Raw genomic sequence first — 15,447 nt, forward strand, 5'->3', positions numbered from 1 at the left:
GTCGCGAACCGACGCGCGTATCCGTACGAACGCCCCGAAAATCGGGAATGGACGGCTCCTCTCTCCGCGTCACCGCCGCGTCCGCCGGTTCATACGGTCTGCTGTAACGATTTACCGGCGCGAACGCGCCCGTCCTGCGGTTGCTCCGGAACTGACTTACAGCAGTCCGTATCACTCGATTCGAATCGCCGGCTTCCCCGGTCGCGCTCGCCGTGCCAACTCGTCGGTGTCGAGTTCAGCGTCGCCAGGACGCCCGGTCGGTCCACCGGCATCGGCCTGTCGAACCACGACGGACGCACCGAACTCGTCGGCGAGGAGCCAGGACGCGCGGTCGAGAATCCCGCGTTCACGCCGGGCGGAAAGCGACGACTGCCCGGCGCGGTCGCCTTCCGTCTGCACGAACTCGGCGACGGCCGCCCGGTCGACTGGCACACTGAACTCGAGTTCGTCGAGGACGACGTCGACGGCGACCGCGTTGTCCTCGGCCCGACCGAGATGGGCCAGAACGTCGTATTTCCAGGGCTGTGCGACGACCAGCTCGATCCGCTCCGGGTCGTCGATCGACGCGACATCGACGATGTCTCGAACGTCCGAGAGCGTCGTTTCGACGAGTCGTCGCTCGAGTTCATACTCGATCTCGGTCCCGGCCGTCGAGGCGTCAGGGCCGGCGGTTGCGGGGGTGTCATCGGTTGCGGAGGTTCCGTTGGGAGCGGTATCGGCAGCATCGGTAGCTGGGGGTGAGGAATCGCCGGCGGTAGCCAACGAGGGCCAGTCGGTTTCGACGACCAGCCCCTCGCCGCGGAGAATGTTCCAGAGTTCTTCTCCGAGGTGGGGAGCAAGCGGCGAGATGAGCGTGGCGATCGTCAGCAGTCCGCGTCGATACGTGTCGCCGTGGACGCGGTCGAACGATCGGTAGCGTCGAAGCAGCGCCGCGAGTTCACGAATTTCGGTGACCACTCGGTGGAATCGCAGCCGCTCGAACTCGTCGGTAACGGCGGCGATCGTGCGGTCGATCTCTCGGTCGAGGTAGTCGTCGTGGGGCGCGCGTTCGACTCGGGTCGTCCCCTCATCGACGAACGCCGTCGCCATTCCGTACAGGGTCTGCTGGAGGTCGTAGGCACCGCGCACGTCGTTTGCAGTCCACTCGAAGTCCTGTTCGGGATGGGCGGCCGAGAGGACGAACAGCCGTGTCGTCTCCGCGCCGTACTCCTCGGGAGTGACGACATTGCCGGTCGAGGTGGACATCTTCTCGCCCTCGTAGAGGACGGTCCCCTGGCTAACGAGCCGCTCGACCGGTTCGCGCCGATCGAGCAGGCCCAGATCCGAAAGCGCCCGCGTCACGAAGCGAATGTAAAGCAGGTGGAGGATCGCGTGTTCGTCGCCGCCGACGTAGATGTCGACCGGCAGCCACTCGTTCGCCCGCTCGGTGTCAAAGGGCGCGTCCGCGAGGTCGGGCGAGAGAAAGCGCAGGAAGTACCACGAGGAGTCCACGAAGGTATCCATCGTATCCGTCTCCCGCTCGGCCGGCCCGCCGCAGTCGGGACAGGTCGTCTCCTTCCATTCCGTGGCGGCGTCGAGCGGATTGCCGGTCGTCTGGACGAACTCGGGGAGTTCGACCGGGAGGTCGTCGTCTGGAACGAGGACGTGGCCGCAGTCCTCGCAGTGGACGACCGGAATCGGCGTGCCCCAGTATCGCTGGCGGGAGATCAGCCAGTCGCGCAGGCGGTAGGTCACGTCCGGTTCGATCGCCTCGTGATCCGAGAGTAGTTCTTCTCGAGCCGTTTCGCTCGCGAGGCCGTCGTATTCGCTATCCGTCCCGGTCCCGAGGTCGAGCACGCCCTCGTCGGTGTAGGGGCCGTTCCCGGGTCCGGAGGCCACGTCGTCCGCCGCGTCGGCCGCGGGAACGACGACCATCTCCACCGCCAGATCGTGTTCGCGCGCGAACTCGTAATCCTGTTCGTTGTGTCCCGGCACGCCCATCACCGCGCCAGTTCCTACGTCACCCAGAACGTACTCGGCGACGTACACCGGTAGCTCCTCGCCCGTCAGCGGATTCACCGCCGTCGCATCCGTTTCGATACCCGAGTCGCTGTACTCGTCACGGTCGGCGTGTCCGGACGCCCCCTCACGAGTTCGTGCGCGGTCGACGAACGCCGCGATGTCCGCGTCCGTCTCTGCGAGTGCGGTCGCCAGGTCGTGCTCGGGCGAGACGGCGAGGAAGGTCGCGCCGAAGGCGGTTTCGGGGCGGGTGCTGAAGACGTCGACGGATTCGGCGGCGCTCGGGGCGTTCGACAGGTCGAACGCGAGTCGTGCACCGTCCTGGCGGCCGATCCAGTTGCGCTGGATCTCCCGAACCCCCTCGGGCCAGCCGTCGAGTTCGTCGAGGCCGTCGGCGAGTTCGTCCGCGTAGTCGGTGATCGTGAAGAACCACTGGTCGAGTTCGCGCCGTTCGACGGGCGTTTCGCAGCGCCAGCAGACGCGGGTTCCGTCGTGATGGTCGTCATCGCCATCGCCATCGCCATCATTATCGCTGTCGGAGACTGCGACCTGCGCGTCGGCCAGTACCGTCTCGCAGTCCGGACACCAGTTGACCGCCGCGCCGGTGAACTCGACGAGGTCGGCCTCGTAGAATCGCTTGAACAGCCACTGATTCCAGCGGTAGTAGGCGGGCTCACAGGTCGTAACCTCCCGCGACCAGTCGTAGCCAAAGCCCATCGTCTCGAGTTCTTCACGCATGCGGCGGATGCACGCGCGGGTCCAGGATTCGGGGTCGCTCGCGCGCTCGTAGGCCGCGTTTTCGGCGGGCAGGCCGAAGGCATCCCACCCCATCGGATGGAGGACGTCGTCGCCCTGTAGCCGGCGATAGCGAGCGTAGGCGTCAGTGATCGCGTAGTTCCGGACGTGGCCCATGTGCAGCGTCCCGGAGGTGTAGGGGAACATGCCGAGGACGTACGTCGGATCGACGGCGTCGTCCGAAAGGCGGGCGACCCCGTCGCGCTCCCAGACGTACTGCCAGAACTCCTGGACCTGCGCGTGATCGTACTGGTTTGTCATGTAGCGGGACTCGTTATCACCACTCTGGGTGCCGTCCATATCATTGTTCGCCACCGGTCGGCACCGAACCTACGCGGCGCAAAGCACGGGTAACAAGCCCCGTAATCCAGGGCTACAGGTGTGGGCGACGCTTAACAAAGGCTCACCGTCACGTCTGGAGAGTCTCGAATGGTGAACTCGTCTGACCGGCCCGAACCCGACGATCAGCGTCCGACGACACGGACGCTCATCGTCACGGTTGTGGTGGTGTTGTGTACGTTCTCGCTGCTCATCGCTGTCTTCGCGCCGAATATGATGCCCGATCGCTCCAGTTCGATCGATTCGACGGAATCGACGGATGAGGCGGATGCAACGGACGGGACGGATGAGGCCGATGAGACTGGTGCAACGGACGACATGACAGAAACGAACGAATCGACCGCAAGCGAGGATCCCGACACGACGACGGCGTCCGTAGCCCCATCGAACGGCGAGTCCGTCGTCGACGGTTCCGCGACGACAGTAGACTCCGAGGGAACGGTGACGACCGAGACAACCGCGTCTTCGGAGACAAACACGGGAACTAAGGCGTCGGCCACGACAGCTCAGACGACCACCTCGGCTGCGGTGGCGACAACGGCGGCCGAAACAACCGCCGAATCGACGGCCGACCCGGAGACAGCATCGGAGCCGACCACCGACGAACGCCAGCCACCCGAACTGCCGGCCGACGTTTCGACCGAGTTCAGCGAGGCCGATCTCGATGCGGCCGACGTGCGCTCTGAACTCGAGTCACGGTGGCGCGACGGGGAGGGAGACGCTGAAAGCGATCAGGATGACGAGGATGACGAGGGCGATGAGGAGTGGGACCCATTGGACGGAACTCCCGGTCGAGACTGAGTCGAGGACGCCCGACCGGCCCGTTGACGTGGGGTTGCCGGCGGCGGGTGAGAGCGGGCCACCGGAGTAGGCAGGCCCACCGGAGACTGCAGGCCCGCCGATACCATGATCTCACGGGGCGGTGCTGGTCTCCACACGGCGTTTATCACTCGATTAAGGGTTAGTCATCGTTCCCGATGGATCGAGCAGTCCGACGGAGAGACGGCGACCGGTTGGGATTGCTATCGACGCCGGAATAGTTTACTCCAGCGGAATTAACACCTTCATTAGAAAGTCCCTTGCAGGAGTTGTGCCGATACAGACATGACTCGTGGACTGTCTCGACGACAATTGGTCACAGCACTAGGCGTGACATCGACAGCGACGGTCGCAGGCTGTCTCGACGCCCTCTCCGACGATAGTGACGGCAATGGAGACGGCAACGGAAACGGCGACGGCTCCGGCAACGGAAACGGCGACGGGAACGGAAACGGGAACGGCAACGGAGGCGGCTGGCCCGCGATCGATGACGGCGAGGTCATCTCCGACTTCGAGACAGCAGACGACTGGACCGCCGTTACCGGCGAACTCGAAACCGTGTCGGACGCCCCGACCGGCTCCCAGGGTCTCGCAGTCGAAGGCGACGGCGACCGGGCTGCGATGCGCATCGACTTCCCGCGAGGTATCGACCTCGACGGCTGGGACACCTCACTCGCGGTCAAAACCGATTCCGTCACCAAGATTCACTTCGAGTTCATGGCTCCCGAACGCGGGAGTCACCTGACCAGCATCCGTGACATCCCGTCGGACTTCGAGGGGTGGACGCGACTCGACTTCGGGTACATTCAGAAACACGGCGAACCCGATCTCGCGAACGTCAGGCGGCTGAACATCGTCGCCGTCGGGCCCGAGGACGGCACCCGAATCGTGGTCGACGACCTCCGGAAGACCGAGGCCGTCGACAACGGGAAAGCTGTCCTCGCGTTCTACGACGGCCGCGATTCGCACTACGAACTCGCAGCCGACAGGCTCGAAGAACGCGGTTGGTCCGCTGCAGTACCGGTCGATTCCGACCGAATCGGCGGCCAGGGCCGGATGGGACTCGGCGAACTCGACGAACTCGACGAACGGGGCTGGGACATCTGCTCGTACCCGTCTGTCAGCACCCCGCTGCCTGAAATGCCCGAGGACCGCCAACAGGAGGTCATCGAAAGCAACCGAGACGAACTCGCTGAACTCGGTTACGAGGACGGCTCCCGGCACTTCTTCGCGCCCAACGACCGAATGGCCGCAGCGACGCAGACGGTCCTCCGCGACAGCCACGAATCGGCGTTCCTGTTCGGGGCCTCTCCCGCTGGCGCGCCGCCGACCAACCTGCACATGACGCCGCTGATCTGGGGACCGGACCTCCACGGCGGCGTTCGGCGTGCGATCAACCTGTGCGACCAGTTCCAGCAACTCACGGTGCTTCGCATTCCCCGCATCGTCGACACGTCGAACGGCGGGGAGGCCGGCTCGAACAGCATGCCGCTCGAGGATTTCGAAGAACTGCTCGACCACCTCGAAAATCGCGGTCTCGACGTGGTTACACCTTCGGACCTGGTTGATGGGAATTTAGAATAACGGGGATACCGACGAAGAACTCTTCCGCAGAGGCGACGAGAGGCTATTCGGCCGAAGGAACCGGCGTGACGAAGTCCCGTATCAATCGGCCGCATACAGGTGTCTACTGTAGGAGAGGTCCGGTCGCTGCCAAGGCCGATTGCAACTGGACAGTTGAGATCCGGGAAGTACGGAGATACCGGAAGAAAATCAGTCGTGATTCCCACAACAGTACTACTCTGGGATGCTGTAATGCCCGGAGGCCTGTACGACAGGACCGCTAGTACGGATCGGCCTCGTTCAGGTCAATAGAACGACCTTAGCAACTGTATAGTGAACCGCCGAAAGCGAGAACTGTTCTGGTAATGCAACGCCGCCAGAGTCAACCGTTGCTGCTCAGTGCGCTGTCAGGGGCATCGCCCCGGCCGCAGACGGGGCTTGACCGTGACTACAGCAGGCCCGACAGGAGCGGTGAGACTGCACTGCAGTCTCCAGGCGAGAACGCGAGTTGGACCGCCCACGAGAGTGAATTTGAACCTGAACGCGATGGTCCGTGCGTGACGGCCCGAACGGAGCCTGGGCCGTCTTCCGACCACCAAACCGACTACTGACAGACATGTCCCGCAATACCCGCCAACAGACTGCAGACGCGCGATCGATCCAGACGGGTGTACAGCTCCTGCTAACGGCTGCTGGCGTCGTGTTGCTCGTCGCTGGGCTGGCGCTTGCAGCGAGTGGTGCATCGATTAACGAGACGCTCGGTTCGATCGGTGACGACGACGACAGCCCTGACGACCAGGACGCTGGATCGAACGCCGATGATACCGACAATGGCAACGCGACTGACGACGGTGCTAATGGCGGTGACGACACCGGTGATGAGAATGGCGGTGACGATAGCGGCGACGGCGGTGGCGGCAATGGCGACGACACTGGCAGCGGCAACGACGACGGAAACGGTTCCAACGGCGGTGACGACAATGGAGACGGAGCCGGAGACGGAGACGGAAATAACGGCGATAACAATAACGGCGACAACGGCAGCGACGGCGACGAAGACTCCGGAACCAACACCCAGACGCTCACCACCACCGTCGAAGACGACAACGGGAACGCCATCTCGGGTGCCACCCTCGAACTCACTGGCGACAGCGGAACGACCGACGTGACGACCGACAACAACGGTCAGGCCGAGTTCACCGTGAACGATGGCGAGTACACGCTCACCGCCTCCGCGGACGGCTACGAGGAGAGCGAAACGGATGTCGAGGTCGATGGAAGCGACGAAAGCGCCACGCTAACCCTCGAAAGCGAGGACGGTGGCGACAACGGGAGCGACAACGACAGCGACGACGATAGCAACACCAACACACTCACCACCACCGTCGAAGATAGCGCCAACGGCAGCGCGATCGAAGGCGCAACCGTCGAACTCTACAGCGGCTACCAGTTCTTCGGCCCCGACGCAGACGCTACGACTGACGACGACGGTACCGCTGAACTCGATGCCGAATCCGACGAGTACACCGTCGTCGTCTCCGCAGACGGCTACGAGGAAACCGAGTTCGAAGTCAACCTCGACGAAGACCAGGACGTCTCGATCGAACTCGACTCGAACTAACGATCCCGTTCGATCGCTCGTTTTCGGTGGTGAGACTGACCGACGGTTTGATTCCGTTCCCAGTCGGATAACTGTCAGAATAGATACTACTTCGACTGTGAGACGGGCGGGTCCATCGACGGATCGCCTCGCAGTGCTGTCCGTCGTCGCGTCGCGCCCCGGTTGTGCCGCGCGCAGCGCTTGCGCTCTGTCCTCGCCGTCGGAATCTGTCCCGTCGGCGTCACGCTTTCACGCGACCGTCACAGGCGGCGCTGATCGCCTGAAGACGACCAACCCGGATCGGATCGCTTGCGACCGCATCGATCGCTGTCGGGAATCTTCGACCACGGGAGACGCGATACGCAGCAGTAGTCGCTTTCTTTTCTTCTCTCTCTTTCACCACAACCTTTCTTTTCCTCTCTCGCCACACCCGCCGTCGGTCCGGAAAAACGGTCTACGGACGGACTGTCATTCGTCTGCACGACCGGCCCCGTCAGTCGGCGGCACTATCTGTCTCGGTAGACTCCGGATTCGGGACCGACCGACACGCGTCTCGAAATCGTCGGTCAATCATCCGACCACAAGAACCAGAAGTTCGGGAGTCACTCCGGTAACGGTGGCCACGTCGAGCCGACGGTCGTCTCGATAAGCCGAGTCTGTGCACGTCGAAGGCGCTCGGAGAGCGACGACGCCGTAATCCCGAGTTCAGCGGCGACATCGTCGAGCGATGCCGACTGTGGGATTTCGTAGTGGCCCATCTCGTACGCGGTTCGAAGCGCCTCCCGCTGGGGATCGGTCAGTCCGTCGCCAGGCGCTTCGGGCTCACCATCGCGGGTAAGCCGTCTGAGAGTGAATCCAGCGTTTTGCTGCCAAAATTCGCTGAACTCGGCGAACGCGTTTCGATCGGCAAACCAGCCACGCTGTATCCATCCAGTTGGCGTGACGCAGATTCGCTCGATGATGGCGTCGGTGGTGGCCAGCGCACGGAGTCCCGAGAGGTCCGCCACGTGGTCGCCGAGCCGCGCCTCGAGTCCAACGGCCGGGAGTACCTGATATCGAGACGTGTTCCCTGCCCGCCCGATCAGTGTGTATTCGGCGACGAACGAGGACGTGTCGAAGGCGTCTTCGACGGCATCGGCAGGGTCGCGTGTTACGTGAACGATGAACGGCGGCCGGTTCCCGTGATTGAACTGAATGTCGACCTCCATCGTCGCCGCTGGCACGGCTGTTGCAACCTCGACGAGCGGGAGCGCCTCGCAGGTGATTTCGAATTCGGCGACGAGTCCCATGTGAGATCGAGTGGTGCCGCCGACCTTCTGTATGGTGGTGTCGATCCGTCAGTGATCGGTCGAAGCACTGACGGGTACCGGGTTGATGGAACGCATCGCGTGGTGGCTCGCGCTGGGACACCCCGTGTTCGTATCCGTGCGTACTGCCCGCTCGAACCCGGTGGAACAGGGAGACACCGACCAGACCAGTCTCGAAGCCTGATGTAGTCACTCAGTTACTCGGGGGCCAGAACCAGGAGAACAGCACCGACTCGGCTCACTCGATATCGACTATCGATACAGAATCGTAGCGGCGTTACTCGACAGTGACACTCTTCGCGAGGTTCCGTGGCTTGTCGATCGGTCGGCCGAGCATGTCCGCAGCGTGATAGGAGACGAGCTGGAGTTGGACGTTCGCGAGCAGCCCCGCCCAGACGGGGTGGGTGTCCGGAACCGACAGGGTCGCATCGGCCACGTCGACGAGCCCATGATCGTCCGGCCCGACCGCGACGATCGGCGCACCGCGGGACTGAGCTTCGATCGCGTTCGTCTTCGTCTTCTCGTCACCGTCTCCCGTCACGACGGCGAAGATCGGCGACGCCTCGGTGACGAGCGCGAGCGGCCCGTGCTTGAGCTGTCCCGACGCGAAGCCCTCCGCGTGCTCGTAGGTGATCTCCTTGAACTTCAGCGCCCCCTCGAGCGCGACGGAGCGGCTCAGCCCGTTCCCGATGAAGAAGTACGACTCGCTGTCGAGCAGGTCGTCCGCGAGTTCAGCCGCCTCGGTGAACTCGAGCACTTGCTCGACGTACTCGGGGAGGTGTTCGAGTTCGGCGAGCATCTCCTCGCGATCCGCGGCGGGGGTCGCCTCGGGAACGTCGGCCGCGATGCGCTGGGTGAGCAGCGCGAGGGTGACGGCCTGCGAGGAGTAGGTCTTCGTCGCGGCGACGCCGACCTCGGGGCCGGCGCGGATGTAGACGGCGTCGTCGGCCTCGCGAGCGGCGGTCGAACCGACGACGTTGGTGACGGCGAGCGACCGTGCGCCGCGGTCGGTTGCGGTGCGGACCGCATCGAGCGTGTCCGCAGTTTCGCCGCTCTGGGTGACCGCGATAACGAGAGTGTTCTCGTCAACGGGACCGGCCGTCGAGTCGTACTCGCTCGCGCGGACGACTTCCGTCCGGAGGCCAGCCTCTCGGAGGAGCTGTGCGCCGTACATCGCGGCGTGATAGGATGTCCCACAGGCGACGAACTGAACTGTTTCGGTTTCTGCAAACGAGCCTGCGGGGAGGGCGTCGAACGCTACGTCACCGTTCTCGACCCGACCCTCGATCGTGTTCGAGAGCGCGGTCGGCTGGTTGTGGATCTCCTTTAGCATGTAATGGTCGTACTCACCCTTCCCGGCGTCCTCCGGGTCCCAGTCGACGGTGTCGACCGATCGTTCGACCGGTTGCCCGTCGAGGTCGGTAATACGGTAGGTGTCGGGATCGAGCGTGACCAGATCGCCGTCCTCGAGGTAGATGACCTCGTCCGTGTGATCGAGGAACGCCGGGACGTCGCTCGCGAGGAACCACTCGTCGTTGTCGAGTCCGAGGACGAGCGGCGACCCCTTTCGAGCCGCGTAGACGCGCTCTTCGCCGTCGACGATCGCGGCGATGGCGTAACTGCCTTCGAGCGTCTCGACGGCTCGACGGACTGCGACTTCCGTATCCTCGGCCGAATCCCGGTACTCGTCGATGAGGTGCGGGATGACCTCCGTGTCCGTGTCGCTCTCGAACTCGTGGCCTTTCGCCTGGAGATCAGCCTTGAGCTCGTCGTAGTTGTCGATGACGCCGTTGTGCACGACTGCCACGTCGCCGACGGTGTCGGTGTGGGGATGGGCGTTCTCGTCGGTCGGCGGGCCGTGCGTACTCCAGCGCGTATGCCCGATTCCCATGTTTCCGTGGGGCTGGCCGTCGAGTTGCGCCTTGAGCTCGGATACCTCCCCCGAACACTTGTGTACCTTGACGCCAGAGCCGTTCTGAACGGCGATTCCGGCGGAGTCGTAGCCGCGGTACTCCAGGTTCTCGAGACCCGTAAGTAGCGTTTCCGCAGCCTCACCGTGTCCAATCCGCGCGATAATGCCACACATCAGCCGCTCACCTCCGTTCGATCGCTCGGGACGTTCCACGTCCATGTCACACCGCGAGACTGAACCGGCGTATCGGCTTCAGTTCCGGCACCGATACCGGCATCGACTGCGACAGTCGTATCCTTAGTAACTCGGCTCGAGACAGCTGACCGGGATTCGGTGCTATTCTGGATCATAGTACGTTGAACTCGATATATGTGCTCGTACCCGCCCCGTCCAGTGCCGGACGTCTCGGGCATCTACTCGAATCGAATAGTCCTGCAGGGATTACTATAGAGCGAATAAGACGGTCGCCGTTACATGTACTGCACCGAAGTTACGGGATATTCTCCGGATAGAGACGCTGGCGAGCAGCTATACGAGATAGACGAACTCGAACGGGTAGTATCGGGTCAGGCGTTTCCTGTATCGAGAGGCACTGACTTCGCAACACGATGGCGACTCTCCGCTCGACTGTTGTGCACAGCACAGGTTCCGTTTAGCAGGCCGCTAAGGGTGGTGTCCGGATGGATCTCTACGAGTTCAGACGCGGCAGGACTATCGAACGCGACGCGTGTCGTTGTGACCGATCAACCTCTGTGGTGACCCGACCAGTCGTCTCGATGGACGCTTGTAGTATCTGTCTGCCGAGACGATTGCACTCACACTGGTATTCTCGGCTGTACATCGTGGACACGAACGGGCTGGCATGTGGCATACAGCGTGTGGCCTCGAAAACGAGCGCATCGTGAACTCGATTCACCGATGGGCTGTCGTGCGATTGTGTCTCGGTTGGAAACGGGCAGTCGGGAAGAACCAGTCGAAGCGCATTGCCACTGGGTTCGTCTTGGATGGTACGAATGCGCGTGTTTGTGACCGAATTGCTGTCAATCGGGGATCCGAATCGGTTTTGATGCCGGTCGGGAGTCCGAGCCGGTTCGAAAACTAAGCGAGCGACGATGAATGGTCCAATCGGACTGACCGAGCGCTGAGAGAACTGAGACGGCACTACTGACGCGTTGGTTTCGAGAGGGTGGTAGGGGTAGGGTAGGGGTGGTGGTGTGGCTGTAGGTGTGCCGTGTCTGCTATAACAGAGGGTTGCTTACGGGACCGGGTTATTGGGATTGTCCGTCGTCGTCCCGGGGCCGGTGCCCGTCGGCTCGCCATCCGATCGCTCCGGGAGCGAGATGACGTTCTCGCGTCCAACGGAAGTTTTCTCGATCGTGCCGTCATCGTACATACTCGAGAGAATTCGGCTGACTTTTGACTTCGACCAGCCTGTTTCGTCGGCGATCTGGTGCTGTCGAATCTGGCCGCCGTGTTTCACGAGTAGTCGAACGACGCGCCCTTCGTCGCTGAGCAGCTCTGGGGGCGTCTCTGCCGACACGACATCTTCGTACGAGCGTGGTTGCTCGGCTGATTGTGCTCCCGCCGCTGGGGCTGCACTTGGGTTCGGATTCGCATTGGAGCGTGTCGATCCAACCGCACCGGGAGCGGGTGTGTCAGCGCTCGGCGACTGGGTAGCGCCGGGCTCGCGCGTGGAGAAAGCCTGAAGCATGCGGATGCCGACCAGCGCGGCGATCAGCAGGAACAGGACCACGATCAGTGACACCTCCCAGATCGACGCGCCACGGATCGCCGACGGCCAGTACGACGATCCACCTGCCATTTCGCCCAACCCAGGAAGGGGTATCGTCGCGACAACCGTGTCTACGTCGGGTGTGGCAACCGAGACCGTATCGATGGAGTGATCGCTTCCCTCCATCGGTGCGTGCGGTCCGGTATCGAACCAGATTCTGGGTGTTGGTGCCATGGATTTCGCGGTTCTGATCTACGTTGTGTCTGTGACTGCGATTGCGTTCGTCCGCAACGTCTGCCTCTTTGGTGTGTCGATCCACTGCGGCCGATTCGCGACTGATGGGTGATCGTGAGTGATCTCGGCGACTCACTGCAGTCACGACGACCGCACTGAGAGTCCAACCTAGGGGACCTTCATTATGGGTCGATACAAACACGTTTAGTAGGCTGCTAAGCCGCTCGCTGTCCAGTTACCTCGAAATTGCCCATATCGCCACCGAGCACTGCCGAGCAGTCGGATTCCGAATCAGTGTTCTCGCTGCAACAGTTTATCAGCGCTATAGTAAACCGGTCATCCATGCTTGTCTGAATCGAGAGCGATCCCGCTCCAGCGGGACTCGAGGTACCGGACACAAACTGAACCGAACCGCCGCCGCACGAGTTGTGCGCCGGTCAGCGACGACCTACCCACACGATACACCATGACGCCGACAATAAGCGACACCGAGAACCGAACGGACGAGCGAACGCATGGCCGTCAGGTAGTCGACCAGACTGAGTCTGGAACGACCCTCGAGCACGTCGAAGACGACCAGCGAACGCGCGAAGCGACGATCTGCGTTGTCGGGCTCGGCTACGTCGGCCTGCCACTTGCAGTCGGCTTCGCCCAGTCGAACTATCAGGTTATCGGCTACGATGTCGACGAGACCACCGTCGAGCGATTGCAGGACGGCGAGGATACGACCGGCGACCTCTCGGATGCGGCCGTCCAGAACGACGACATCTCCTACACGACGAACGCGACGGCGATCAGCGACGCCGAATACGTCGTCATCGCCGTCCCGACGCCTATCCGGGACGACGACCGGCCTGACCTGAGTTTCGTCGAAAGTGCCGGCACGACGGTCGGCTCGAAGATGAGCGCCGGCACAACCGTCATCCTCGAATCGACGGTCTATCCCGGTTCGACCCGTGAAGTGCTCATTCCGAAACTCGAGGACGCATCCGGCATGACCGCCGGCGAGGATTTCTTCGTCGGCTACTCGCCCGAGCGGGCAACACCGGGTGACGAAGAACACGGGCTCTCGGATGTCGTCAAAGTCGTCAGCGGCCAGACCGAAGCCGTCCTCGACGACGTCGCCGAACTCTACGAGTCCGTCGTCGACGTCGGCGTCCACCGCGCTCCGTCGATCGAGGTCGCCGAAGCGTCGAAGGTCGTCGAAAACACGCAGCGCGATCTGAACATCGCCTTCGTCAACGAACTCTCGGTCGCGCTGGAGCACATGGACGTCGACACGCATGATGTACTCGATGCTGCCGGCACGAAGTGGAACTTCCACGACTATCAACCCGGACTGGTCGGCGGCCACTGTATCCCGGTCGACCCGTACTTCCTCTCCTACCGCTCCGAACAGGAAGGCTTCGACCCCGAACTGATGCAGACCGGTCGGAAAGTCAACGAAGCGATGCCCGGCCACGTCGCCGACCTGACGATCAAGGCCCTCAACCAGTGTCACAAGACGCTCCGCGACAGCCGCGTGCTCGTCCTTGGTCTCTCGTACAAACCGGGCGTCGGCGACCTCCGCAGTTCGAAGGTCTCCAAAGTCGTCGACACGCTCAATGAGTACGACATCCACCTCGAAGGGTTCGACCCGATCGCAAACCCCGACGCCGCAAGCGAGACGTTCGACCTCGAGGTCCAAGAGAACCTCTCGTTCGAGGACTTCGATGCAATCGTCCTCGCGACGCCCCACGACGAGTTCACCACGCTCGATCCAGAAGCGGTCGCGAGCGAACTCGCCGACGATCCGGCGTTGATCGACGTTGCGGGCGCGATCGACGAGGACGAAGCCGTCGACGCTGGATTCACCTACCGACGAGTATGATGGGACGGGGGGATGGGATCGTGACCGATCTCGAGCGGTCGGTTGCGGCGACGGGTACAGCGGTTGTGACGCGAGTCGCCGCGGCGGACGGCAGCCGACACGCGCCACACGGGCCGCACGCGCCGCACCCGTCTCGCAGTCCGCACAGGACGAACGCATCACACACGCCACACACGTCACACACGGAGGCACCCCACTGATCACCGATGCGCGTTATCGTCACGATCCAACACCCCGGACACGTCCACTTCTTCCGGAACGCGATCGACGAACTCCAGGCCGACGGCCACGAGGTTCACGTCTTCGCCCGGGAGAGCGGCGTCGCGATCGACTTGCTCGAGGCCGCCGGTATCGACCACGAGGTCCTCGCTGGCGATGCGAACTCGTTGCCCTCCCTGGCGGCCGTCCAAGCGACCTACGAGGCGCGACTGTTGCGCCGAGCACGAGCGATCGACCCGGATGTCATCACCGCGATCGGCGGCGTCGCCGCCGCCCACGTCGCGACGGCACTCCGGACCGAGAGCGTCGTCTTCTACGACACCGAGCACGCGACGCTCATCACGTCCCTCGGCTACCCCTTCGCGGACGTGATCTGTACCCCGACGTGTTACCGCGACGAGATCGGTTCGAAACAGGTTTCGTACCCGGGCTACCACGAACTGGCGTATCTCCACCCCGACCGGTTCGAACCGGACCCGTCCGTCCTCGAACTGGCCGGCATCGAGCGTGACGAGCAGTTCGCCGTCGTCCGCCTCAGCAGTTGGGAGGCCTCACACGACGTCGGTCACGGCGGCTTCGACGACCCACACGAGGTCGTCGACCGACTCGAGGACGCCGGCGCGACCGTCTTGCTTACGGCAGAGGGCGAGCCGCCCGCCGAGCTCGAATCCTACCAGCTGGAGACGCCCCCCGAGAAGATGCACGATCTGCTCGCCTACGCTGACGTCGTCGTCGGCGAGGGCGCGACGACCGCCGCCGAAGCCGCCGTCCTCGGCACCCCGTCGGTCTACGTGAACTCGCTCTCGCTCGGCTACACGGCCGAACTCGACTCGGAATACGGGCTCTTGTTCGAGTTCAACGACGAGAACCGCCACGTGGAGGCACTCGAGAAAGCGGTGTCGATCGTCGAGCGCGAGGATGACCCGTGGGCAACGCGGCGCGAACGGTTGCTCACGGAACGTGTCGACGTGACGGACGTGATCGTCCGGACGCTCGAGACGACCGCCCGCGGTGGGCGTCCGACACAGACAAAACACGCAGCGAATCTCGGCTAGGTGA

General features: G+C 63.2%; 9 protein-coding genes. 5 read left to right on the forward strand and 4 right to left on the reverse strand.

Annotation, left to right across the window (positions count from 1 at the left end; genetic code table 11):
• Window positions 1-171: 171 nt before the first annotated feature.
• Window positions 172-3,054: a leucine--tRNA ligase gene (gene leuS / locus SM755_RS04825; RefSeq protein ID WP_323171879.1), complete on the reverse strand. Its 2,883-nt coding sequence runs from the start codon at window positions 3,052-3,054 to the stop codon at window positions 172-174.
• 168 nt (window positions 3,055-3,222) lie between these two features.
• Between leuS and SM755_RS04830 the strand changes: the two genes are divergently transcribed.
• The 3 genes from SM755_RS04830 (at window position 3,223) to SM755_RS04840 (ending at window position 7,135) form a co-directional block, all read left to right on the forward strand.
• Window positions 3,223-3,933 carry a hypothetical protein gene (locus SM755_RS04830; protein ID WP_323171666.1) on the forward strand — a complete coding sequence of 237 codons (711 nt, stop codon included), beginning with the start codon at window positions 3,223-3,225 and terminating at the stop codon, window positions 3,931-3,933.
• A 348-nt stretch (window positions 3,934-4,281) separates the two neighbouring features.
• Window positions 4,282-5,535, forward strand: coding sequence for a hypothetical protein (locus SM755_RS04835; protein WP_323171667.1), 1,254 nt, complete (start codon window positions 4,282-4,284; stop codon window positions 5,533-5,535).
• A 595-nt stretch (window positions 5,536-6,130) separates the two neighbouring features.
• Entirely contained in the window at window positions 6,131-7,135 is a 1,005-nt protein-coding gene (locus SM755_RS04840) for a carboxypeptidase regulatory-like domain-containing protein (protein WP_323171668.1), read from the forward strand.
• A 581-nt stretch (window positions 7,136-7,716) separates the two neighbouring features.
• On the opposite strand, the gene SM755_RS04845 is transcribed toward SM755_RS04840, so the two are convergent.
• The 3 genes from SM755_RS04845 to SM755_RS04855 form a co-directional block, all read right to left on the reverse strand.
• Window positions 7,717-8,403 carry a helix-turn-helix domain-containing protein gene (locus SM755_RS04845; RefSeq protein ID WP_323171669.1) on the reverse strand — a complete coding sequence of 229 codons (687 nt, stop codon included), beginning with the start codon at window positions 8,401-8,403 and terminating at the stop codon, window positions 7,717-7,719.
• A 295-nt stretch (window positions 8,404-8,698) separates the two neighbouring features.
• Entirely contained in the window at window positions 8,699-10,507 is a 1,809-nt protein-coding gene (glmS, locus tag SM755_RS04850) for a glutamine--fructose-6-phosphate transaminase (isomerizing) (RefSeq protein ID WP_323171880.1), read from the reverse strand.
• A gap of 1,081 nt (window positions 10,508-11,588) precedes the next feature.
• Window positions 11,589-12,251, reverse strand: coding sequence for a helix-turn-helix domain-containing protein (locus SM755_RS04855; protein ID WP_323171881.1), 663 nt, complete (start codon window positions 12,249-12,251; stop codon window positions 11,589-11,591).
• Window positions 12,252-12,765: 514 nt separating this feature from the next.
• On the opposite strand from SM755_RS04855, the gene SM755_RS04860 reads away from it, so the two are divergent.
• The gene (locus tag SM755_RS04860) at window positions 12,766-14,169 is read left to right on the forward strand and encodes a nucleotide sugar dehydrogenase (protein WP_323171670.1); all 1,404 of its coding nucleotides are present in this window, start codon (window positions 12,766-12,768) and stop codon (window positions 14,167-14,169) included.
• A 206-nt stretch (window positions 14,170-14,375) separates the two neighbouring features.
• Complete coding sequence (locus SM755_RS04865; RefSeq protein WP_323171671.1) at window positions 14,376-15,443, forward strand: DUF354 domain-containing protein; 1,068 nt, start codon at window positions 14,376-14,378, stop codon at window positions 15,441-15,443.
• Window positions 15,444-15,447 lie beyond the last annotated feature (4 nt).

Origin of the sequence: Natrialba sp. PRR66 (assembly GCF_034808065.1) — an archaeon.
In the GTDB taxonomy this organism is placed as follows: Archaea; Halobacteriota; Halobacteria; order Halobacteriales; family Natrialbaceae; genus Natrialba; species Natrialba aegyptia.